This window comes from Pseudomonas sp. BF-R-30 (genome assembly GCF_019956175.1).
GTDB lineage: Bacteria > Pseudomonadota > Gammaproteobacteria > Pseudomonadales > Pseudomonadaceae > Aquipseudomonas > Aquipseudomonas jessenii.
This window is the reverse complement of sequence record NZ_JAHBDE010000024.1, coordinates 1-20,524: the sequence shown is the minus strand read 5'-3', so window position 1 is coordinate 20,524 and position 20,524 is coordinate 1. Positions and strand designations below refer to the sequence as shown.

At 56.9% G+C, this 20,524-nt stretch carries 15 protein-coding genes; 5 read left to right on the top strand and 10 right to left on the bottom strand.

Annotation, left to right across the window (positions count from 1 at the left end; translation table 11 throughout):
• The first annotated feature begins 1 nt into the window (after position 1).
• The 3 genes from KGB20_RS14680 (at position 2) to KGB20_RS14670 (ending at position 4,083) form a co-directional block, all read left to right on the top strand.
• The gene (locus KGB20_RS14680) at positions 2 to 1,780 is read left to right on the top strand and encodes an acyl-CoA dehydrogenase C-terminal domain-containing protein (RefSeq protein WP_154947354.1); all 1,779 of its coding nucleotides are present in this window, start codon (positions 2 to 4) and stop codon (positions 1,778 to 1,780) included.
• 24 nt (positions 1,781 to 1,804) lie between these two features.
• Positions 1,805 to 3,448, top strand: a complete 1,644-nt coding sequence (locus tag KGB20_RS14675) for a fatty acid--CoA ligase (protein WP_154947355.1) — start codon at positions 1,805 to 1,807, stop codon at positions 3,446 to 3,448.
• A 293-nt stretch (positions 3,449 to 3,741) separates the two neighbouring features.
• On the top strand, positions 3,742 to 4,083 hold the full coding sequence (locus KGB20_RS14670; protein WP_154947356.1) for a potassium channel family protein: 342 nt from the start codon (positions 3,742 to 3,744) through the stop codon (positions 4,081 to 4,083).
• Between the two features lie 154 nt (positions 4,084 to 4,237).
• Here KGB20_RS14670 and KGB20_RS14665 read toward each other — a convergent pair whose 3' ends face one another.
• From KGB20_RS14665 to KGB20_RS14645, 5 genes are all read right to left on the bottom strand, one after another.
• A complete protein-coding gene (locus tag KGB20_RS14665; protein WP_057716316.1) occupies positions 4,238 to 4,459 on the bottom strand; it encodes a formate dehydrogenase subunit delta in 222 nt (73 codons plus the stop codon).
• The gene (gene fdhF, locus KGB20_RS14660) at positions 4,456 to 7,332 is read right to left on the bottom strand and encodes a formate dehydrogenase subunit alpha (protein ID WP_154947357.1); all 2,877 of its coding nucleotides are present in this window, start codon (positions 7,330 to 7,332) and stop codon (positions 4,456 to 4,458) included. Before fdhF ends, KGB20_RS14665 begins: the two co-directional genes overlap by 4 nt.
• Positions 7,329 to 8,888, bottom strand: coding sequence for a formate dehydrogenase beta subunit (locus KGB20_RS14655; protein ID WP_154947358.1), 1,560 nt, complete (start codon positions 8,886 to 8,888; stop codon positions 7,329 to 7,331). Before KGB20_RS14655 ends, fdhF begins: the two co-directional genes overlap by 4 nt.
• Positions 8,888 to 9,364, bottom strand: a complete 477-nt coding sequence (locus tag KGB20_RS14650) for a formate dehydrogenase subunit gamma (protein WP_154947359.1) — start codon at positions 9,362 to 9,364, stop codon at positions 8,888 to 8,890. The genes KGB20_RS14655 and KGB20_RS14650 overlap by 1 nt, the downstream gene beginning before the upstream one ends.
• Positions 9,365 to 10,114: 750 nt before the next feature.
• Positions 10,115 to 10,426, bottom strand: a complete 312-nt coding sequence (locus KGB20_RS14645; protein WP_154947360.1) for a DUF3077 domain-containing protein — start codon at positions 10,424 to 10,426, stop codon at positions 10,115 to 10,117.
• 655 nt (positions 10,427 to 11,081) lie between these two features.
• Here KGB20_RS14645 and KGB20_RS14640 point away from each other — a divergent pair.
• The gene (locus KGB20_RS14640) at positions 11,082 to 11,576 is read left to right on the top strand and encodes a hypothetical protein (RefSeq protein WP_223473699.1); all 495 of its coding nucleotides are present in this window, start codon (positions 11,082 to 11,084) and stop codon (positions 11,574 to 11,576) included.
• 396 nt (positions 11,577 to 11,972) lie between these two features.
• On the opposite strand, the gene KGB20_RS14635 is transcribed toward KGB20_RS14640, so the two are convergent.
• The 5 genes from KGB20_RS14635 to KGB20_RS14615 form a co-directional block, all read right to left on the bottom strand.
• Positions 11,973 to 13,019: a hypothetical protein gene (locus KGB20_RS14635; RefSeq protein WP_154947361.1), complete on the bottom strand. Its 1,047-nt coding sequence runs from the start codon at positions 13,017 to 13,019 to the stop codon at positions 11,973 to 11,975.
• Entirely contained in the window at positions 13,019 to 14,554 is a 1,536-nt protein-coding gene (locus KGB20_RS14630; protein WP_154947362.1) for a hypothetical protein, read from the bottom strand. The genes KGB20_RS14635 and KGB20_RS14630 overlap by 1 nt, the downstream gene beginning before the upstream one ends.
• Entirely contained in the window at positions 14,554 to 15,366 is an 813-nt protein-coding gene (locus KGB20_RS14625; RefSeq protein ID WP_154947363.1) for a hypothetical protein, read from the bottom strand. The genes KGB20_RS14630 and KGB20_RS14625 overlap by 1 nt, the downstream gene beginning before the upstream one ends.
• Positions 15,367 to 15,375: 9 nt before the next feature.
• Positions 15,376 to 16,815, bottom strand: coding sequence for a DUF1542 domain-containing protein (locus KGB20_RS14620; RefSeq protein ID WP_154947364.1), 1,440 nt, complete (start codon positions 16,813 to 16,815; stop codon positions 15,376 to 15,378).
• A gap of 740 nt (positions 16,816 to 17,555) precedes the next feature.
• Positions 17,556 to 17,885, bottom strand: coding sequence for a hypothetical protein (locus KGB20_RS14615; protein WP_154947365.1), 330 nt, complete (start codon positions 17,883 to 17,885; stop codon positions 17,556 to 17,558).
• An 895-nt stretch (positions 17,886 to 18,780) separates the two neighbouring features.
• Between KGB20_RS14615 and KGB20_RS14610 the strand changes: the two genes are divergently transcribed.
• Positions 18,781 to 20,232: a DUF1254 domain-containing protein gene (locus KGB20_RS14610; protein WP_218279796.1), complete on the top strand. Its 1,452-nt coding sequence runs from the start codon at positions 18,781 to 18,783 to the stop codon at positions 20,230 to 20,232.
• Positions 20,233 to 20,524 lie beyond the last annotated feature (292 nt).

Below are 20,524 nucleotides of genomic sequence, written 5' to 3'. Positions count from 1 at the left end.
GATGTCTGATTACAAAGCTCCCCTGCGCGACATGCGCTTCGTACTCAACGAGGTTTTTCAGGTGTCCCGGCTCTGGGCACAATTGCCCGGCCTGGCCGACGTGATCGATGAAGAGACCGCCGCCGCCATCCTCGAAGAGGCCGGCAAGATCAGCGGCGAAGTGATCGCGCCACTGAACCGCGCCAGCGACGAACAGGGCTGCACCTGGAACGGCGGCGCGGTCACCGCCCCGGACGGTTTTGCCCAGGCCTATCAAGCCTTCGCCGAAGGCGGTTGGGTGGGTGTCGGCGGTGATCCGCAGTACGGCGGCATGGGTATGCCCAAGGCGATTTCGGCCCAGGTCGAAGAGATGGTCAACTCGGCCAGCCTGTCGTTCGGCCTGTACCCGATGCTGACCGCCGGCGCCTGCCTGTCGATCAAGGCTCACGCCAGTGAAGAACTGAAAGCGGCTTACTTGCCGAACATGTACGCCGGCACCTGGACCGGTTCGATGTGCCTGACCGAAGCCCATTCCGGCACCGACCTGGGCCTGATCCGCACCAAGGCAGAACCCCAGGCCGATGGCAGCTACAAGGTCAGCGGCAGCAAGATTTTCATCACCGGTGGCGAGCACGACCTGACGGAAAACATCATCCATCTGGTACTGGCGCGGCTGCCCGATGCACCGGCAGGCCCGAAAGGCATCTCGCTGTTCCTGGTGCCGAAAGTGCTGGTCAACGCCGACGGTTCGCTGGGTGAAAACAACGCGCTGTCCTGCGGCTCCATCGAACACAAGATGGGCATCAAGGCGTCCGCCACCTGCGTGATGAACTTCGACGGCGCCACCGGCTGGATCGTCGACGCACCGAACAAAGGCCTGGCGGCGATGTTCACCATGATGAACTACGAGCGTCTGGGCGTGGGCATCCAGGGCTTGGCCCAAGGCGAGCGCTCGTACCAGAACGCCGTCGAATACGCCCGTGACCGTCTGCAAAGCCGTGCGCCAACCGGTGCGCAATTCAAGGACAAGGCCGCCGACCCGATCATCGTGCACCCGGACGTGCGCCGCATGCTGTTGACCATGAAAGCCTTGAACGAAGGCGGCCGTGCGTTCTCCAGCTACGTGGCCCTGCAACTGGACATCGCCAAGTACAGCGAAGACGCACCGACACGCCAGCGCGCGCAGGATCTGGTATCGCTGCTGACGCCGGTGGCCAAGGCCTTCCTCACCGACATGGGCCTGGAAACCACCCTCCATGGCCAGCAGATCTTCGGCGGCCACGGCTACATCCGCGAGTGGGGTCAGGAGCAACTGGTGCGTGATGTGCGCATCACCCAGATCTACGAAGGCACCAACGGCATCCAGTCCCTGGACCTGGCCGGGCGCAAGATCGTCGGCAGCGGCGGGGCGCTCTACCGCTTGTTCGCTTCGGAAATCCGCAACTTCACCGCCAACGTTGGCGCTGACCTTGCCGAGTTCATCCAACCGCTGAACGCCGCCGTCGACACTCTCGACGACCTGACCGCGTGGCTGCTGGACCGGGCACAAAACAACCCGAACGAAATCGGCGCGGCCTCGGTCGAGTACCTGCATGTGTTCGGCTACACCGCTTACGCCTACATGTGGGCGCGCATGGCCAAGGCCGTCATGAGCGGCGATGGCGAGGACGATTTCTACACCAGCAAACTGGCCACCGCGCGTTTCTACTTCGCCCGGTTGCTGCCGCGTATCCACTCGTTGAGCGCATCGGCCAAGGCCGGCAGCGACTGCCTCTACGAGCTGCAAGCCGATCAGTTCTGATCGAAAGGACAAGGAACCTTAAACATGATGGCGACAAAAATAATTCCGCCCGCCGACGGCGCCTATGCCTACCCCTTGCTGATCAAGCAATTGCTGCTGTCCGGCGTGCGCTACGAGCCGGGCCGGGAAATCGTCTACGCCGACAAGCTGCGCTACAGCTACCAGACCCTCAACAAGCGTATTCGCCGCCTGGCCAATGCGCTGACCGCAGCCGGGGTCAAGGCCGGTGACACCGTGGCCCTGCTCGATTGGGACAGCCACCGCTACCTGGAATGCTTCTTCGCCGTGCCGATGATCGGCGCGGTGCTGCACTCGGTGAACATTCGTCTGTCGCCGGAGCAGGTGCTGTTCACCATGAACCACGCCGAGGATGACCTGGTGCTGGTGCATGATGATTTCCTGCCCTTGGTCGAGCAGATCCACGGTCGGCTGGAAACCGTTAAAGGCTACCTGCAGCTCACCGATGACGAGGCGACCACGACCTCGCTGCCGGTGTTGGGCGAGTACGAGCACCTGCTGTCCCTGGCCTCGGACCAGTACGATTTCCCCGATTTCGACGAGAACTCGGTCGCCACGCTGTTCTACACCACCGGCACCACCGGCGACCCGAAAGGCGTGTACTTCAGCCACCGCCAGTTGGTGCTGCACACCCTGAATGCCGTCGGCACCCTGGGCGTCTATCAGGGCCAGCCGCTGCTGCGCTCCGACGACGTGTACATGCCGATCACGCCGATGTTCCATGTGCATGCGTGGGGCGTGCCGTATGTCGCGACCCTGATGGGCATCAAGCAGGTCTACCCGGGCCGCTACGAACCCAACAGCCTGGTCAAGCTGTACCGTGAAGAGAAGGTGACCTTCTCCCACTGCGTGCCGACCATCCTGCAGATGATCCTCAACTGTGAGGAAGGCAAGGCGACCCGTTTCGATGGCTGGAAAATGCTCCTGGGCGGCAGCGCGCTGACCCTCGGCGTGGCCAGCGAAGCCAATGCCAAAGGCATGGTGGTGCACGCAGGCTACGGCATGTCCGAGACCTGCCCGTTGCTGTGCCTGACGTACCTGCGCGATGAAGACCTGCAGCTGTCCGCCGAAGCGCAACTGCCGATCCGCATCAAGACCGGCACCCCGGTGCCATTGGTCGACCTGAAGATCATCGACGCCGACGGCAAAGATGTGCCCCATGACGGCGAGTCCCTGGGCGAGATCGTGGTACGCGCGCCGTGGCTGACCCAGGGCTATCTGAAAGCCCCGGACAAAGGCGCGGAGCTGTGGCACAACGGCTGGCTGCACACCGGCGACATGGCCTCGATCGACAAGCTCGGCGGCGTGGAAATCAAGGACCGCATCAAGGACGTGATCAAGACGGGCGGTGAGTGGATCAGCTCCCTGGAACTCGAAAGCCTGATCAGCGAACACCCAGGCGTGATGTCTGTCGCCGTGGTGGGCATTGCCGACGAACAATGGGGTGAACGCCCGATGGCCATGGTCGTTTGCGAGCCCGGGCAATACCTCGACCGCAAGATTCTGGAGACGCACCTGCAAGCCTTCGTCGATGGCGGCCGCATCAACAAATGGGCGATTCCCAAGCAGTTCAAGTTCGTCGCCGAAATCCCCAAGACCAGCGTCGGCAAGATCAACAAGAAGCTGATTCGGGAAACTGAAGCGAACTGACCCGAACTGACCCGAACACTGTAGGAGCGAGCTTGCTCGCGATGGACTCAAGGGCGTCGCGTTTATCCTGTAAACACGCGTTATCGTTGACGACCATCGCGAGCAAGCTCGCTCCTACAACGAATTCAACAGTGGGCGGTTTCTGGATAGTTTGCGGGGCGTCATCTTTGTCATAGTCCTCGTCAGAGATAACGCCCCGTTAGTCGCAGTTTTCAGCGCCTGTGCCAAGCTGAACGGGGTATTAGCGCCGGGCATTCAAATGTCGGCCAGTCAACCCCCAGGAAGCCCATGCCATGAACCTCGCCCGTGCATCAAACGTCCGCCACGAGTTCTACAAAGCCGTCTGGTTCTATTTAAAAGTGGTCTGGCCGATCTTCTCGATACTGCTTTTGGTGATCATTGCGTTCGGCCTCATCATCGCCCACCTGGAAGGCTGGGGCCCATTAGACGGTATCTACTTCGCCTTCGTGACCGGCCTGACCATCGGCTATGGAGAGCTGGTGCCCAAACTGGGTGTGTCGCGGGTGCTGGCGATCCTGCTGGGTTTCAACGGCGTGCTGATGACCGCGACATTCGCGGCGATCAGTGTCCGGGCCATTGAAGTGACGGTGACGGCGGCGAGGAAGGAGGTATAGGGTGTAGCCTGGTCAACCCAAAGCCAAACCCCAACACAAAACCCTTGTGGGAGCGAGCTTGCTCGCGATAGCGGCGTATCAGCCAGCAAAAATGCTGAATGTTAAGCCCTCATCGCGAGCAAGCTCGCTCCCACAGTTTTTTGCAGCCAGCAGGCTAAGCCTCCCAACCCGCCCCAGTCACCGCCGCCTGCACCAGCGGGTGCAAGTCCGCCCCTTGATGCTCCGTCTGCCACGCCAGCAATTCCTTGCGCATGCTGGGCGCCCAGTACATCTGCATATGATTGCGCACACTGAGCACCGCCTGTTGCTGGTCGGGCTGGCTGGCAAAGTACTGGGCGATCTGGTTGGCCATCTTGATCAGGTTGTTCGTGCTCATCGGCGTACCTCCGCTTTGGCGCCACGGCCCCGGTCCTTGAGCAGACGATGCTGTTCATCGCTGAATTCCTGGAAGCGTTTTTGCCACTCCGAAGGATGATAAACGCGGCTGACTTCCACGGCGGTGACCTTGTACTCCGGACAGTTGGTGGCCCAGTCCGAGTTGTCGGTGGTGATGACGTTGGCGCCCGATTCCGGGAAGTGGAAGGTGGTGTACACCACGCCCGGGGCGACCCGTTCGGTGATCCGCGCACGCAGCACGGTTTGCCCGGCGCGGCTGCCGATACCGACCCAGTCACCTTCGTTGATGCCACGGCTCTCGGCGTCGGTCGGGTGGATTTCCAGGCGGTCTTCGTCATGCCAGGCGACGTTGTCGGTACGCCGGGTTTGAGCACCGACGTTGTACTGGCTGAGGATGCGCCCGGTGGTCAGCAGCAGCGGATAGCGGCTGTTGACCTTTTCCTCGGTGGGCACGTAGCCGGTGAGCATGAAGCGCCCCTTGCCGCGCACGAACTCCTCGATGTGCATGGTCGGCGTACCGTCCGGTGCCTCGGCGTTGCACGGCCATTGCAGGCTGCCGTGGCTATCCAGTGCGGCGTAGCTGACGTTGGTGAAGGTCGGCGTCAGGCTGGCGATCTCATCCATGATTTGCGACGGGTGCGTGTAGTTCATCGGGTAGCCCAAGGCATTGGCCAGGGCCACCGTGCCTTCCCAGTCGGCCTTGCCGCCCAGCGGGTCCATGACTTTGCGTACCCGCGAGATACGCCGCTCGGCGTTGGTGAAGGTGCCGTCTTTTTCCAGGAACGAACTGCCCGGCAGGAACACATGGGCGAACTTGGCGGTTTCGTTGAGGAAAATATCCTGCACCACCACGCACTCCATGGCCGACAAAGCGGCGGTGACGTGCTGGGTATTCGGATCGCTCTGGGCGATGTCTTCGCCCTGGCAATACAGACCCTTGAAACTGCCGGCCAGTGCCGACTCGAACATGTTGGGGATGCGCAGGCCCGGGTCGGGTTGCAGGGTGACGTTCCAGGCCTGTTCGAACTGCGCCCGCACCACCTCGTTGGAGATGTGCCGGTAGCCAGGTAGTTCATGGGGGAAGGAGCCCATGTCGCAGGAGCCCTGAACGTTGTTCTGCCCCCGCAGCGGGTTCACGCCCACGCCTTCGCGGCCGATGTTGCCCGTGGCCATGGCCAGGTTGGCAATGCCCATCACGGATGTACTGCCCTGGCTGTGCTCGGTAACGCCCAGGCCGTAGTAGATCGCCGCATTGCCACCGGTGGCATACAGGCGCGCAGCGGCACGGATGTCGGCAGCGGGTACACCGCAGATCGGGCCGAGGGCTTCCGGCGAGTTTTCCGCGCGGCTGACAAACTCACTCCAGGTCGCGAAATCGCTACCCTCGCAACGGGCGTCGATAAAGGCCTGGTTTTGCAGGCCTTCAGTGATGATCACGTGGGCCAAGGCATTGAGCATGGCGACGTTGGTGCCAGGGCGCAGAGCCAAGTGATATTCGGCGCGGGCATGCACCGTATCCACCAGATCGATGCGCCGTGGATCGATGACGATCAGCCGTGCGCCTTCACGCAGGCGGCGTTTGAGTTGCGAGGCGAACACCGGGTGGGCGTCGCTGGGGTTGGCGCCCATCACCAGGATCACATCGGCCTGCATCACCGAGTCGAAACTCTGGGTACCGGCGGACTCGCCCAGGGTTTGTTTCAGGCCATAGCCGGTCGGCGAGTGGCAGACCCGTGCGCAGGTGTCGACGTTGTTGTTGCCGAAGGCGGCGCGCACCAGTTTCTGCACCAGATAGGTTTCTTCGTTGGTGCAACGGCTGGAGGTGATGCCACCGATGGAGTCGCGGCCATATTTTTGCTGCAGACGTCGGAATTCGCTGGCGGCGTAAGTCACCGCTTCATCCCAGCTGACTTCCTGCCAAGGGTCGCTGATGTGCTTGCGGATCATCGGCTTGGTGATGCGATCCGGGTGGGTGGCGTAGCCCCAGGCAAAGCGCCCTTTGACGCAAGAGTGGCCATGGTTGGCCTGTCCGTTCTTGTCCGGAACCATACGCACCAACTGGTCGCCTTTCATCTCGGCGCGGAACGAGCAACCCACGCCGCAATAGGCACAGGTGGTGATCACGCTACGTTCCGGTTGGCCCAGCTCGACCACGCTTTTTTCCATCAGCGTCGCGGTAGGGCAGGCCTGCACGCAGGCGCCGCAGGACACGCATTCCGAATCGAGGAAGTTCTCGCCACCGGCCGCAGCCACGCGGGACTCAAAACCACGCCCGGTAATGGTCAGGGCGAAGGTGCCCTGGGTTTCTTCGCAGGCGCGCACGCAACGGTTGCAGACGATGCACTTGCTCGGGTCGTAGTCGAAGTAGGGGTTGGAGGTGTCTTTCACGTCCTCCAGATGGTTTTCGCCTTCATAGCCATAACGCACTTCCCGCAGGCCGACCTGTCCGGCGACGGTTTGCAGCTCGCAGTTGCCGTTGGCCGAGCAGGTCAGGCAGTCCAGCGGGTGATCGGAGATGTACAACTCCATGACATTGCGCCGCAGGGTCGCGAGCTTTGGCGTCTGGGTATGCACGGTCATGCCTTCAGTGACCGGCGTGGTGCAGGACGCGGGGTAGCCGCGCATGCCGTCGATCTCCACCAGGCACATGCGGCAGGAGCCAAAGGCTTCCAGGCTGTCAGTGGCACAGAGTTTCGGAATGGTGGTGCCCAGCAGCGCGGCGGCGCGCATCACCGAGGTGCCTTCGGGCACGCTGATGCTGCGGCCATCGATGTTCAGGGTGACCTGCACCTGGCTGTCGCGGGCTGGCGTACCCAGATCGATATCGGTTTTCGGGTCGAAGAGAGTGATCATTGCTCGGCCTCCGAGGGCTGCAAGCCGAAGTCGGCGGGGAAGTGCTTGAGGGCGCTGGCGACCGGGAAGGAAACCATGCCGCCCAATGCGCACAGCGAACCGTATTGCAGGGTGTCGCACAGGTCCTTGAGGATGATTACCTGCTCATCGCGACCACTCGCGTCAGGCGCGGCGAGCAGGCGGTCGATCACCTCAACGCCACGGGTCGAGCCGATGCGGCACGGGGTGCATTTGCCACAGGATTCCTCGGCGCAAAACTGCATCGCGAAGCGCGCCATGTGGGCCATGTCCAGGCTGTCGTCAGCCACCACCACACCACCGTGACCAAGCATGGCGCCGATGGCCGTAAAGGCTTCGTAATCCAGCGGTGTATCGAATTGCGAAGGTGGCACCCAGGCGCCAAGCGGGCCGCCAACCTGTGCGGCCTTCAGCGGCCGGCCACTGGCGGTCCCGCCGCCGTAGTCTTCCACCAGTTCGCGCAGGGTCAGGCCAAAGGCCCGTTCCACCAGACCGCCGTGACGAATATTGCCCGCGAGCTGGAAGGGCATGGTGCCCAGGGAACGGCCCATGCCGTAATCGCGATAGAACTGCGCACCCTTGGCCAGAATCAGCGGCACCGAGGCCAAAGTCAGCACGTTGTGCACCAGCGTCGGCAGGCCGAACAGACCCTTCAAGGCAGGAATTGGCGGCTTGGCACGAACGATCCCGCGCTTGCCTTCGAGGGAGTCCAGCAACGCGGTTTCTTCACCACAGATGTAAGCACCGGCACCGACTCGCACTTCCATATCGAAGGCCTGGCCGCTGCCGCCGACATTGGCGCCGAGGTAACCGGCGTCTCGGGCGATGTTCAACGCCGCACGCAGCGTGGCCACGGCATCCGGGTATTCCGAGCGCACATAAATGTAGCCGTAGGTGGCCCCGACGCAGAGACCGGCAATGGCCATGCCTTCGATCAGCAGGAAGGGGTCGCCTTCCATCAACATGCGGTCGGCGAAAGTGCCGGAGTCGCCTTCGTCGGCGTTGCATACGATGTACTTTTGCGAAGCTTCGGTCGCACGTACCGTGCGCCATTTGATCCCGGCGGGGAAAGCCGCGCCGCCACGGCCACGCAGGCCTGAATCGAACACCGCCGTCGCGGTCTGCTCGCCGCCAAGGGCGATGGCCTGGGTCAAGCCCTCGAAACCGCCATGAGCCCGGTAATCCTCGAGGGACAGCGGCCGGGTAATACCAGCACGGGCGAACAACAGGCGTTGTTGAGTCTTCAGATAAGGCAATTCTTCCACCAGTCCCAAGGCCAGTGGATGAGCGGACGGCTCACCTTGCAGGGCATCGAGCACCGACGGCACATCGGCAGCGGTCAATGGGCCGAAACCGATCCGGCCTTGGGGGCTGTCCACTTCCAGCAGCGGCTCCAGCCAGTACAGGCCGCGCGAACTGGTGCGCTGTAGCTCCAGCGGCAGATTGCGTTCCTTGGCCTGAGTGATCAGGGCCACGGATACCTCATCGGCACCCACGGCACGGGCTAGCGAATCACAGGGCAGATAGAGAGTCGGCATCACGCGTCCTCCCGGCAAGCGTCGAGCAAGGCATCCAGACGCTCAGCGCTCAGCCGCGCATGCACCCGACCATCCAGCTCTAAAGCAGGCGAACAGGCACAGGCACCGAGGCAATACACCGGACGCAAACTGATGCTGCCATCGGCGCTGCTACCGTGATCGTCCAGTTGCAGCCGCTCACGCAACTGCTCGGCCAACTGCTCGGCACCGCGGCTCTTGCACGACTCAGCCCGGCACAGCCGCAGGATATGTTTGGCCGGCGGCGCGGTACGGAAGTCATGGTAAAAACTGATCACCCCACGAACCTCGGCCTGGCTCAGATTGAGGGCATGAGCAATCTCGGGGACGGCGACATCGGGGACGTAACCGATGCGTTCCTGAATATCATGAAGAATGGGCAACAGCGCACCCGCAGAGCCCTTGTGGCGCTCCAGCAGACTGTTGACCACAGGCAGGTGCAACATCTCATCAGGCATTCAGCAATCCTCACGGTCACGGACAAACCAGATGGTCGTCGGTCGTCCGAAAGTGTCGGCTGCGGCACTCACACCACGTCACGGTATCGTGGCATTTTCAGGCCGTTGGCCAGGGCACCCTGAGCGGGCATCTTGTTGTGCCCGACGCGGTCTTCGCCGCATCTCTACTGGGCATAAAGGGCAGCTTGCCACGCTGCTGTTGATCGACCTGCACCAAAGCGACGTGCTCGGTTCTGCCTACGACTATCCATTAAGTCTAGATGAGTGCCGCAAGGGGCGTTCACACACTGGCCTAATGCCCGAAGGGCTTGTCGAAGGCTGATGTATAGCAAGCATTACAGGTGAGAAGAAGCATCAGAACCGTGGGCAATTTTACGGAACAGATCCGCCGATCCATTCCGCTACAAACCGAAAGCCATCCCCCGAACCGAACACAAAAAGCCCCGAAAAACCTCAAGGCCAAGCCGAAATACCACCCGCCACACAACCCCCCTGTGGGAGCGAGCTTGCTCGCGATAGCGCCAGCCCAACCACCCTCAATGCTGAAGATTGCACCACAAACCCACTCACACACTGGGGCCAAACAATGCCCGCCAGCCCACTGCAACCCCCTGTGGAAGCGGGCTTGCTCGCGAAAAACGCAAGGCATCCACGTGTCCCGCTGAATACCCCGGCCACCGCAACCAAGCCCGCTCTCACAGCGTCACGCCTGACTTGTGAAACCAAAAACTATCCTGGCGCTTTCGCTCACTACCCCTCAGCCTTAGCCCCCGTCCGCTTAGACGCCAGCACATTATCCCGATCCCGAGTAAGCACCTTCACCGCATCATCCACCAACGCCTTACTCATCGAAGTCAGATAATGCGCAGCCCAGGCGTGACGGTCAGTGTCTCTGGCATAAGCGGCATCTTCAGTGAGCGCCTTGGCCAGGAACAGAAAATCGGAGGCCATGGACAACGCATCGCCAAGAGGAACCCCGCGAGTGACATGAAACAGCGCTTGATCCGCACAGTAGATGGCCGGTGTCAGGCCGATAGTTTTGAGTTCAGGTTGTTCAGTCATTGGCCACCTCCGAGGATGGAGAGGCAATGGGGGAGGGGGTTACGCGATTGGGAATTGCTTTGAGGGAATAGCCAAATTTCAAACGGATTTGTCTTGGTCATGGTCAACATCCTTGATTTGAGGAGCTGCCACGAGCCTTCTCACGGGCTTGGGTGACAGCCGTGCGCGGGGTGAGAAACCGGCAATCAAGGCAACCGGTAGACCCGAAGGTCTCCCACGCACAGCCGCCATAAAGCCATATCGCAGACGAAAAAAAACGCCACGACAGGTTTTGGGGCGCTTTGCGCCTTGATTGTTTCGGGCTCTCACACCCGGTCGCTGAATTGGCAGCGACGGTGGGAGGGTATCGTGTAAGCCCCGTACCTGCAACCTCGACGACAATGCAGTTTCCATCGACAGAGGCTGGGGTCAAAAACAGATTCAGTCGTGGGCTATCGGACACTAATCAACCTCTCGAGAGTAGGTCATCTCGGTTGCGTCGCTGATAGACTGAGTTTTCTGCAGCTGCTGGGACTGCCCAATAGCCCGGTCGTAAGATGAATATCAAAGAGTTTTGCCAAGCTAATGAATTCGATATGAGCAAATGTGCAGTAAATTTAGGTGGCGGCAGCTTCACAATGACGGAGCTAAAAACTTCACCTGTCGAGTTTTGAGCTTGGCAGAAGACGATTTTGAACGGGGGGGGCTGTCTGCGCTTATTAACGCAACGACTAATTCAAAGCGCGCGATTGTCTGTCAGATTGATCAGTTTTTGATTTCTTTTGGCTATCCATCGCTTAGGTGGAATGTTCCGAAGAAATTAGAGAGATTGCGCGCGCTTGGTCTACTGGCGTCGAGCCTATTGCGCAAAATAGTTGATGTGCGGAATATTCTTGAGCACGAATACAAAACCCCTGACCTTGAGTTTGTAAAAGAATCACTGGATATCGCAAGTGTTTTTGTAATGTCTGCTACTGCTATGTTCATTCCGTTCGACGATGTATTGGAGTTCTCACTGCCTGAATCAAGTGTTAGAGATAACTCGGTACGCGCATTACTATCGGGTTGGACCGAGAGCCTCGGGGTGTTTTTTACACCGTCTATGCGTATGAGTTCGACGAGTTTTACAGTCGATGCATTGGTCAATGCAAGATTCCATCAGGGCATTTAATTTTCGAGGCGATCGTGAAGCTTTCCGCCTCTTTGATGCTCCGATATAAGGTCGACCAAGCTTTTGAAAATTTTGATAAGGCCTACGCGCAGCTTTGAGATGAGGTTCACCCTTAACTATCACAAAACATCTTTCAAGTAATCCTTGAACGCGAAGACTGGTGCGTCCAAGTGCTCCGATTTTACGGATCACTCGCAAGCCACGTTTAATGAAGTGGCAAGGCAACTAAATAGCCATAGCCGCCTTCGGAAAACACTGAGCTGCGAAACGCCCGCTGAACGATTTAGCCAATCTGTTGCATCGATCGCTTGAATCCACATTCACTAGCTGCCGCTCGTGTAAGACTTGCGCAGAGCCAGTCTCAAATCATCGAGACGCCCCGCAGGTCAAACCTTCCTACCACCGTCTGGTTTCGATTTTGTAGAAATTGCTTTCGATCTGTATCCGGCGTCGATCGGATAGTGGCGCACTTTGGATCTGACTGGTCAAACGTACGAAGTACCGGCATTCATTTTTTTCGCCGAGCGCTTTGATTGCCGATGTCACTCTCACAAATTCATCATACCCACGAGTGGTGTTTGTCATCAGTTCGACAAATCCAGGAAGGGCTTGGGCATCAGCAAGCCGTGAGGCAGGCCATGCAGGCTCAAACGTCAACTGATCGTCCTTGGTATAGACGGTAAGAAACATTTCGGGCTTGCCAGCACTGTCAGCCCAGCAGGGTGGGAAATCCCCACCTTTGCCACGGTTGAGCTTGTTGTTCAGGAACTGGACTTGCCCCTTTAAATCACTGTTCGACTTTTGCAGTGCGACAGGGTTAAGTCCTGCCTTGTCTGCTTCTGCGTAAGCCGCAGCGTCCTTAACGATCTTTTGAACCTGATCAGCCGAAGGCGTCGAATCGATGTTCAAGCCGCTTTTAACTGCCGCCTCTGTGGCGCTCAATTCTTCAACGCGCTTCACCACATCAGTTGGCTTGATCTCTTGTGAGGGGTCAGCAACCAATTTTTTGAGCTGTTCATAGGACATTAGCGTTTCAAGCACGAGCCGCTTTGCGTCCTGGCCTTTGTCCTTGCTACCACTTTCTTCCAGAGCCTTGTCGATCGGTGCCAACGTAGCGAGCTGCTCGTCCTTCTGGGTTAACAAAACTTTCAGACGCTCCGATTCATCTCGGGCTTTGGAGGCATCCACGAGCTTGCTGACAATCTCATCTGGGTTTTTGATCCCGATATGCTGAAGCTTCACCTTGAGAGCTGCCGTGGCTTCGCTCACCGCTTTTTCGCGATCACTCAACTCACTAAGACCAGCAACCCTCTGCTCAAGTGAGTTTTTTTCGTTCGTTAGCTTCCATACCTGCCAGCCTGTCAGAAGCAAAAGGAGGAAGGCGAGCACCATCCAGATTTCCGTAATCGACAGGTTGAATACCTGGTCATTTTTTTGAGTCATCAAGCAGGTCTCACTTCAGGAGTCTGCTGTCCCACATGCTGCGCAATGGGTTTTTCAGCATCTGCCTGAATGACAGACTCGTTGACTGCCGGCTGGCGTACTTCAATCTGATTGATGTGCTCTATTTTGCGAACAAGCTTATCGAGATGCTCGTGCGCAGCTTCGATCGCCGCGTTTCCTGCCACAACCTGAGACGTCAGCACGCTGTGAGTCTCGTTATTCGCTACGATCGCCTGAATCAGTGGAGTCAGCGTGGATTTGATCGATTCGGAGAATGCTTCGTTCGCACGTAGATTTACCTCACCCACCGCACGGAAGGCTTCTCCTATTTCCTCGCTGAGAACCGCTCTGGAATCGTCCGCTTCAATGATCTGGTGAAGGGCTTGAAGCCTTTCAACCACCTGTTCGATCGCTTGGCGGTTCACCTTAATTTCTTCCTGGAAGTCTTTCTGATAGTCATCCAGGGTATCCAAAAACTCCTTCTGCACTCGATCTACACCATCAAGCAAAGTGGTGCCTTGGCTGCTCATTGCGTCCATCAAACGCTGCTGGCTTTCGACGATGCCGCTGACCGATTGGAAGGTCTCTTCCAGTGTCTGAGTTTTAGCATTCAAGCCTCTAATGGCGGTTCCAACGGAGCGAGCAGCGGTCTTCACATCGTCGACGAGTGTGGAAATGTTTGCGTTAACGCCTTCGGTCGTTTGCGCAAGCGTATCGATAGACGGCTTTAGTTTGTTAGCGAATAGGTCGTCCGGGAAGAGTGTTTGCTCCAGACGCCTGGTGGCCAAACTGCCAAAGTCGAGCGCATGAGCTTCCATTCGTTCGAGCGTGCTCGCGCTTTTATCGGCTAGACCGTTAATGGTCACCAGAAGGTCATCGCTGGCAGTTTTAGCATCCTTGAGCATAGCGTCGAAAGCTTCGTTACTTCGCTGAGTGGCATTGGCAAAATAAGCATCCATCGCACCTTTACTATGCTTAGTCAGCTCTTCGATCTGCTCCCTGGCTCCGGATGTCGTTTCTTTGGATATCGATACGACCTCATCGCGGAAGCGGGTGAGCTTTTCACGGGTTTCTTCGAACATGAAAGCGAGCTGCTCGGAAGCACTGATAGCGCGCTCCTCTACGCTTCGGACAGCGTCGTTCTGATCCGGCCGGAACCCTACGTGCAACGTGCGGGCAACCATACCGATAGCCGTGCTGACCATAGCAGCACCAAAGCGAGTCGCCATATTGGTGAGGTTGTCACCGATACTTTGGATGTCGAGTAGGCAAATAATGATGCTCACTACCGTGAACAGGAAGCCGAGGTAGTAAATCGAGTCAGCAAATTTGGCCAGAGTCAGTCGGACGTCGTATAGCTCACGCACGCGGTAACCAACCCCCCAATAGGCAATCATCACGGAGATTGGAATGATGAACCCGAACCAAAAAGGGTCGCTGAGTTTCAGGCTGATGCTGGCACAAGCAACTTTGATAAATAATGCGATCAAAAACCAGGTTTGTACACGGTGAATGGCTGCATGTTGACTCTTCATTACAGCCCCTCCATGGGGATAACATCACCTAACGAAGCACCGTTAGCAGAAAAATACGCAGCCCAGAACTCCGAACGCCTGTTGTAAGGGGTCACTGCTGGTTCTGCTGCCATCATGTTGATAATTACTGCCACACCATCCAGATGAGGAGCTGTAGCCTTCTGGCTATAAGATGTTGTTGAGAATTCCTTGTAGTTAAGCTTTGGGTTCTTATACATGGTGAAAGACTCCATATTTGCCGCCATATCGGAGTATATGATTAGCTGTTTTTCACCTTTCGCATTACTGTGAGAGAACCCTCTCTGGCTAGTCAGCTGGAGCATTTCAAAGATAGGAGAAGTTTTAGCTCGTACGTCCAAGGGGATCCGATTGACTACAGCCTCCAATGGCTTTACGAATTTTTCATTGAAGTCGCGATCCACGAACTTCTTGGTCTTCGAGATTTCATCTCCCTCAGCCCATTGGCCAGGGTTGCACTTTTCGAACACTGGTTCTGCATTGTGCTGATAGTCTTCACCCAATAGGAATACCGTGAGCATGGCGCCTTTGGGAAGGTCATTCATGATCATGTCTTTCAGGCGCTGCTTAAGCGCCGTTTTCTGGGTGAAGGGAAATGGTGATGTGTTGTCGATCAGTACGACATATTGACCTTTGGCCCCACTCGATGGGCACAACGTGACCTTATCGAGCTTGTCTTGCTTGAAGTTGAACCATAGGGCAGTGGCTACGCCAATGATCAGAATCATGGCTGCAACTACATACATCACCAGCGTGACCGGAGAGGTCGCATTACGCTTTCTATATACAGACATGGATCGATCCTAGAGCCGACTTTCCAGAGGCTTCAATTGGTCAAACTTTTGAACGAAGGAAGATTGCACTTTGGCCCGAGTGGGTTGCAGGATCCCCAGCATCTCACTAAGCATCTTCTCCTGAGTTTCCAAGCGGGCTTCATCACGTTCTAGCCCAAAATCTGGCAAGTCTTGCGGCTCTAATGCGATAGGGTTGTTGAAGTAGTCCGGACGTGGCTTGTCTGATGGACGAGCCATCTGATTCTCGTATCGATAAGCCTCGATAAGGGCTTCTATTGTTTTGTCCGCCAAAATCAGGTGCTCAGTAACCTTTTTCTTGGCTACTGATTTTTCGCCCATGCTGTACTTAAAGTATCGAACAGCTTCAGTGGCATTTTTGACATTGGCATCGATCTGAGAAAGTGTCTTTTCCTTTTCTTCCTCAAGAGCTGCTCGAAGGTTGGCTATGATTTCAAATTTGTTCTGATAGGCCTCTACATACGCCCCGTATATTTTGGAGTAGCCCGGGTAGCGATCCATCCAGCGATAGCCGTGATGGAGCGCTACCAAGCCAAAAAATACTGTGATCGCACAGAGCGCGATGCTGTTGATATCCGTGAATGGAGATTCACCGAGAAGAAAGCTATCAATGGCGAACTGAATCTGATTAGTGGCTTCGTCATCGATCAACGGCATCACGTGACGGAGGTAGGCCATGGAAACGCCGATACTGCACGTCCAAGCAACTCCGATACCGAAGCACAGCCACCCAAGGGCGCGGCGCAATCCGTTGACATGATTTTTGTTGGTGAACACACGACCGACAAAAAAGGGCAGAGCAAGGTTCAGTACTGCCAGGGTGAGAGCCATGAGCAGTCCGCTTATCAGTCCTCCAACGAGGCCGCTAGCGAAGAAATTCGCATTGATAAACGACTCAGCAGCACAGAAAATAATGAGTAAGCAGATCTTCTTGCCGTGGTCGAGAGGGCCTGGCAATTCCGCAGGCGTATCAGGTAACTGGTTGGCTTCGCGGAATCTCTCAAGAATGGTCTCGTGAGACTTCGAAATCCTGATGGACTCCTGAAGCTCTCCATTTGCACTAGATAGAATGGAATCTGCCTTGCGACCGAATTCGTCTCCAAGCTGGACTGTATGGTCGAAATCTTTTGTGAGGTCGACAGCATCTAGCCTGGACTGAATTTGCTTAAGCCACCGCTCGCCCGTCTTGAAGGTGGCCGCACGCAACTTTCCCACTGTGCCTTGGATTTGATGCTCAGTTTCAGTCAGACGAGTGTCGCGAAAGTCCGGAACCCCTTTTGCACCGTGAGCGCGGGCGGTTTCGATGACTTTGAGATCAGCCTTGATTCTGTCCGGATTGATTTCAGGGAAGCTTGCCTCACCCTCGTGACGCTCGCCACTGCCCAGGAAAAAATTCCTGATCCCCAGCCACACCCTTTTCAGAAAAGACATCTCAAAATTTCCATAACTCGTGATTATCAACGAATCCTTGTTTCACCCAACCGGACGAACCGGGCCGATGTGACCCGAAATAGGTTCAGGAAAGGGCGTTTTTAGTAGATTCGTTATCCTTAACGCGTAAGCCCATCGGCAGAACGCCGACATCGGCACGGGGTCATCGCAACGATCTTACGATCAAGCGATGCTGGTTTTTTTGATGGTATCGTCCGCAACCTCGTTATTTTTAGCCACAGCTGCGTCTTAATCGCCTACGACAGTTGTGGGTCGGTTGTGCGAGGGCCTCAGTTACGCAGGCATAGTGTCCAAGATCTCAATTATGCACATGCTCCACGCGAGCCATCCTAGCGGAAAAGCAAGTACCATCAAAGTGCCACTCGTAGGGTCGTGGGGCGTTTCACAAAAGCCCGTCTGGGAGAGGGTAGATAGCTGGGAAGACATTGTCCCAGTCGCGCGATGCAAGCGCATCACAGGCCCGAGGTGCACCACTAAAACACAGCTGGCAACCCCTCTACACACCGGACTTATGATGCTTTCTGATAGCTGATTCAATTGCGTAAAGATAACGGCAGCTATCGTTTAATGCCCGCTTTTGGTCGGAAGTGGATTTGGATAACCCAGGTAGGCGATGAAAAGATTGGGAAATGGGTATGAAACAGGGGCAGGATAAGACGTGATGTTCTACCTCGGTCCGGCTCACGGGCATTCCCGCTTTTTAGGCTGCTCACCTTCATTCATTGAATGTCTTTCAGGTAATCCTTAAGCGCAATGAGCGGAGCATCAAGCTCCTCCATCGCCTGAATCCCGGCAAACTCCCCCGCCAACCTCCGCAACTCCCGCCCCAACGGCTTATCCACACCCCCAACAGCCTCCAGCGCCAACCCCACACACTCATCCACCTTCAACTGAATCCCCTCAACATCCCCCCGTCGCACCAGCAACTCAAACACATCCCGCTGGTAATCCCCCATCACCAAATCATCCCGCAAAATCGGGCTCTGATCTTCCGTCTCATAAGCCAGTTTGAGGGAGAAGAGGGCGACGGTTTCCAGGTGCAATTCCATGGGGGAATCCTTGATGAGTGTCTTACTGACCGAGGGGGGAGGGTTAAAAAATCGCTGGCAAGCCAGCTCCTACACAGGGCGGTGGGGTGTCAGGTGCTTTTCTGCGGGCGAAAAAAAAGGCCTTGCAAAGCAAGACCTTTCTTAATTTTGGTGCCCGAGGGAGACTCGAAAATAACATTAATTACTTGATTAGTATAGATTAAATTGGATGTACATCTTTTTGTGTACATGAATTTATACTTGGCATGTATTTTGATGCGAGTAGGTTGGCGGGGAAAGTTTATGATTCCGTCTTTTGAATTTCCGACGAGATGCATGTTGTGTGAGTCATTGTTTTTAACAAAGCAATCAGGTTTGGCGGAGTCTGGCCTGCCGCTATAGGCAACTGTCGACCCATAGCGGTCTTTGGCGGACCTCAAGAGTTAATCTCTGACTATCCGCTTTTTGGCTGCTGATCACGATTGGCTGTTCTCGAAGCCAAATGGTCCATAACGGCGCGCGTAAATATTACGGAACTGAATCTGAGCTGCTCAGCTGCGCAAGGGGATGCTGGCTTATTGTGATCTACACTCCCTGGGCGTGTGAGTTGGCGCTTCGCCACAGGATTTACTCAGTCGCTAAGTAAAGAGACAGACCTGAATTTCAGTGGGTCGCGGTCTGTGTGGGGGCACGCCAGTCGATCAGCAAAAAAACTTGTCTGGCAATCGTGTATCAGGCGAGTTCGACAACGCCTGGATTGAAACCCTGATCGCCCACATGACCTGGCACTACTGAAAAAAGTCGGGAGGGTTTCAAGCATTCAAATTATTTCACCGTGGTCATGAACGCTCACGGTGCCAGCTTGCTCAAAACTAACGAGGTGGAAATGAACAGGAAGTCTAACCGGGGCTGGACAATGGCTGCGGCACTCGTCGTCGTGGGTTCAACGCTTTTTGCGGGGTGTGCGAGCAAGAACGATCCGATCACGCAGGCAGACAAGACGGATGTGACCAAGGGCGTACCCGCGCCGAGTCTCGAGCAGACCAAGGCGATCGCCGAGGAAGGCTTTATTTACGGCTTACCGCTGGTCATGAACTACGCCGTGATGAACGAATATGCTGTGGACAAGGGCGGCCCGCAATTCAAGGCGCCGTTCAACCAGATCAAGAACGAGCCTCGCGTCTTCACCTACCAAGACACGGCCATCATCACTCCGAACAGCGACACCCCGTACTCGTTTGTCTGGCTGGACCTGCGCGCGGAGCCGATGGTGATCTCGGTGCCGGCAGTGGACAAGCGGCGTTACTACTCGGTGCAGATGATCGACGGTAACACTTACAACTACGGTTACATCGGCAGCCGTGCCACCGGCAACGAAGCGGGCGACTACATGGTGGTCGGTCCTGATTGGAAAGGCGTGCCCCCTCCCGGTATCAAAAAAGTCTTCACCTCGACCACTCCCTTCGCCGTGAGCGCCATTCGGACTCAGCTCTACAACGCCAAGGACATGCCGAATGTCGAGAAGGTGCAAGCGGGCTACAAGGTCCAGCCGCTGTCCGCCTTCCTCCATCAACCCGCGCCGCCCACTGCGCCGAAGATTGATTTCGTGCCGGCTACGACGGAAGGCATCAAGGCCAACTTCTTCGAGTACCTGTCGGCCGCGATGGAGTATGTGCCGCCATCGGCTGACGACAAGGAGATCCGGGCCAAGCTGGCGAGCATTGGGGTGGGACCCGGTCGCAGCTTCGAATTTAAAGACCTCTCGCTCGAGCACAAGGCCGTGGTCCTGCTCGGGATGAAGGCCGGTGACGAGAAGGTCGACAAGTTCCTCGCGAGCGGGACGAAGATAATCAACGGCTGGAGCGTAGGCGCGTACTTCGGCGACCAAACGTTCTATAAGGCCGACTGGCTGAAACGTGCTGGTGCCGCGAAAGGCGGCCTCTACGGCAACGACGCCGTCGAGGCGATGTATCCCAACACGCGCACCGACGGCACCGGCCAGACGCTGGATACCAGCAAGCGCAAGTACACGCTGACTTTCCCGGCCGGCAAACTGCCGCCAGTCAATGCCTTCTGGTCGGTGACCATGTACGACGGCAAGAGCCAGCTACTGGTCAAGAATCCGCTCAACCGTTACCTGATCAATTCGCCGATGCTGTCGGCGATGAAGAAAAACACGGATGGTTCACTGACGCTGTACATCCAGAAAGACTCCCCCGGCAAGGCTAAGGAGGCAAACTGGTTGCCCGCGCCTGACGACACGGTCTTTCTGGTAATGCGCCTCTACTGGCCGAAGACCGCACCGCCTTCGATTCTTCCCGCTGGCGACGGCAGCTGGCAGCCACCGGCGCTGGTGGTCACGAAGTAAATCTTGCGGCCCATTGCTGATACTCGCCGTAGGTTGGTGTCGGCTTGTGCTGCCTTTTTGCCAATAGCAGCCAAACATCAAGGGCTGCTATTGGTCGATTGTTGTCCGTTGCGAAGGGCTAAAAACGACCCTATATAGCGGCCGGTGGGGACAGGCAGAAACCGGCCCAGAGTGTGTAAAAACGCCTTCGTGAACCCTTGCTATGATTTCTGAGGAATTCATCGCAGGGATCGCCCATGAAGCGCTTTATCCAAGGTGAACATCGAGGCCAAGGTACCTTACTTCCCGAAAG

Bases quoted from the DNA above. Each gene is read 5' to 3' on its own strand.
- KGB20_RS14645 (WP_154947360.1), bottom strand. From the start codon at position 10,426: ATGACTGAACAACCTGAACTCAAAACTATCGGCCTGACACCGGCCATC.
- KGB20_RS14665 (WP_057716316.1), bottom strand. From the start codon at position 4,459: ATGAGCACGAACAACCTGATCAAGATGGCCAACCAGATCGCCCAGTAC.
- KGB20_RS14610 (WP_218279796.1), top strand. From the start codon at position 18,781: ATGGCTGCGGCACTCGTCGTCGTGGGTTCAACGCTTTTTGCGGGGTGT.
- KGB20_RS14615 (WP_154947365.1), bottom strand. From the start codon at position 17,885: ATGGAATTGCACCTGGAAACCGTCGCCCTCTTCTCCCTCAAACTGGCT.
- fdhF (WP_154947357.1), bottom strand. From the start codon at position 7,332: ATGATCACTCTCTTCGACCCGAAAACCGATATCGATCTGGGTACGCCA.
- KGB20_RS14625 (WP_154947363.1), bottom strand. From the start codon at position 15,366: ATGTCTGTATATAGAAAGCGTAATGCGACCTCTCCGGTCACGCTGGTG.
- KGB20_RS14620 (WP_154947364.1), bottom strand. From the start codon at position 16,815: ATGTCTTTTCTGAAAAGGGTGTGGCTGGGGATCAGGAATTTTTTCCTG.
- KGB20_RS14630 (WP_154947362.1), bottom strand. From the start codon at position 14,554: ATGAAGAGTCAACATGCAGCCATTCACCGTGTACAAACCTGGTTTTTG.
- KGB20_RS14655 (WP_154947358.1), bottom strand. From the start codon at position 8,888: ATGCCGACTCTCTATCTGCCCTGTGATTCGCTAGCCCGTGCCGTGGGT.
- KGB20_RS14635 (WP_154947361.1), bottom strand. From the start codon at position 13,019: ATGACTCAAAAAAATGACCAGGTATTCAACCTGTCGATTACGGAAATC.
- KGB20_RS14650 (WP_154947359.1), bottom strand. From the start codon at position 9,364: ATGCCTGATGAGATGTTGCACCTGCCTGTGGTCAACAGTCTGCTGGAG.
- KGB20_RS14675 (WP_154947355.1), top strand. From the start codon at position 1,805: ATGATGGCGACAAAAATAATTCCGCCCGCCGACGGCGCCTATGCCTAC.
- KGB20_RS14680 (WP_154947354.1), top strand. From the start codon at position 2: ATGTCTGATTACAAAGCTCCCCTGCGCGACATGCGCTTCGTACTCAAC.
- KGB20_RS14670 (WP_154947356.1), top strand. From the start codon at position 3,742: ATGAACCTCGCCCGTGCATCAAACGTCCGCCACGAGTTCTACAAAGCC.